This is a genomic window from Thiomicrorhabdus sp. ZW0627 (assembly GCF_029767005.1).
GTDB lineage: Bacteria > Pseudomonadota > Gammaproteobacteria > Thiomicrospirales > Thiomicrospiraceae > Thiomicrorhabdus.
Map to the genome: position 1 here is coordinate 1 of NZ_JARUQR010000016.1, position 1,737 is coordinate 1,737.

General features: G+C 51.9%; 1 protein-coding gene. It reads right to left on the reverse strand.

All coding sequences use genetic code 11. From position 1 onward, the window contains the following. Positions 1 to 63 precede the first annotated feature (63 nt). Positions 64 to 1,737, reverse strand: a 1,674-nt coding sequence (locus QCB45_RS11475; RefSeq protein ID WP_279421190.1) for a methyl-accepting chemotaxis protein, incomplete at its 5' end; no start/stop codon positions are given.

Genomic DNA, 1,737 nt, shown 5'->3' on the forward strand with positions numbered 1-1,737 from the left:
GACAATAAAAAAGGGGCATTAAGCCCCCTTTCAAGTTCACATCTAACTTTTCAGTTCAGAACATTAAAACGTCGCCCACTCGCCGTCGTCTTCCTGAACGGAAGGTTTCTCAGCCGCTTTTGGTTTTGTTGCAGTCACCTTCTCAAGCAACACAGTAGATGGCTTCGGTTCCGGTTTCGTTTCCTGCTTAGGCTCCGGCTTCGATTCTGCCATAGGCGCTTTCGCTAAGCTTGCAGCCACATGCGTATGGCTCATGCCTTCGATCTTGAAGAAGCTGACTGCCATGCGCATTTCATCCGCCTGCTCGGTCAACTCTTCGGAAGCAGAGGCAGACTCTTCTACCAGTGCGGCGTTCTGCTGAGTCATCTGGTCGATGTCGGTGACGGCTTTGTTGACTTGTTCAACACCGGTCGACTGTTCTTCAGAAGCCTGGGCAATGTGGCCCAGCATTTCATTGACCTGGTGAATGACACCGGTGATCGATTCAAGCGATTGACCGGAGTCTTCGGCCAGACGGCTTCCGTTTTCAACTCGATCCACACTCTCTTCAATCAGGGTCTTAATGTCTTTAGCCGCTTCGGCAGACTTTTGTGCCAGAGCTCGAACTTCACCGGCTACTACGGCAAAACCACGACCGTGATCACCGGCTCGGGCGGCTTCAACCGCGGCGTTCAAGGCCAATAGGTTGGTCTGGAATGCAATGCCGTCAATCAGGGTGACGATATCGGCAATTTTGTGGCTGGACTCTTTGATGCCGTTCATGGCTTCAATCGTCTGTTTCATCACCGACATACCTTGTGCGGCTTCTTTACTGGCCTGCTGAGAAATATCGGCGGCCTGCAAAGCGTTTTCGGTGTTCTGGGTTACGGTCGAGGCCATTTCATCCATGGTGGCGGAGGTCTCTTCCAAGGCGGCGGCCTGCTGCTGAACACGCGAAGACAGGTCACTGGATCCTTGCGCCAGTTCGCTGGCGGCTGAGGACACCACTTCGGTACTTTGACTGATTTGCGTTACAACCTGCATGACTTTGCCGGCGGTGAACTCGATGCTTTCGCTCAGCTCTTTCAGCTGACCTTCACAAGCAACGGTGACTTTCTGGTTGAAGTCACCTTCGGCCTGGGCACTTAGTACTTCTTTGATGTTGCCGATCACGTCTTCTAAGTTAGTCAAGGTACTGTTGATCGAGGCTTTCAGAGTCGCCAGATCACCTTGAGCATCCGCCGCAACACGACCTTCGAAACGACCTTGTACCACTTGGGTCATGATGTCGTTGACTTCGGAAATGATCTGATCCAGTGCAGTGACGGTGTTCATCGCATTGTCGGCCATGCTGCGGAATTCACCTTTCACATCGGCACGGAATTGTGCCTTGAAGTCACCTTGAGACATGGACTGCATTAGCTTGCTCAGTTCCTGCATAGTGTTGGCGACTTGTTCGACGGAGGTGTTCACGCCCTGCTTCACTTCATTCAGGGTTCCAACATAGTCGCCGTTGATGCGTTTTGAGAAATCCCCTTGCGATAACGCCAGAACCACTTCACCGGTTTCTTCCAGAGATTCTTCCAGGGTTTTCAGCATTTGGTTGAAAGAGGTCAATGCCAGACCGATTTCATCTTGCGAGCTGACTTCCAACTGACGTTTGAAGTCGCCGTCGGCGACGATGTCTTCCATCACGCCTTTCATTTCGTTGATCGGACGCACTACGCTTCTTAGGATATACAACACGAGGAAAATGCC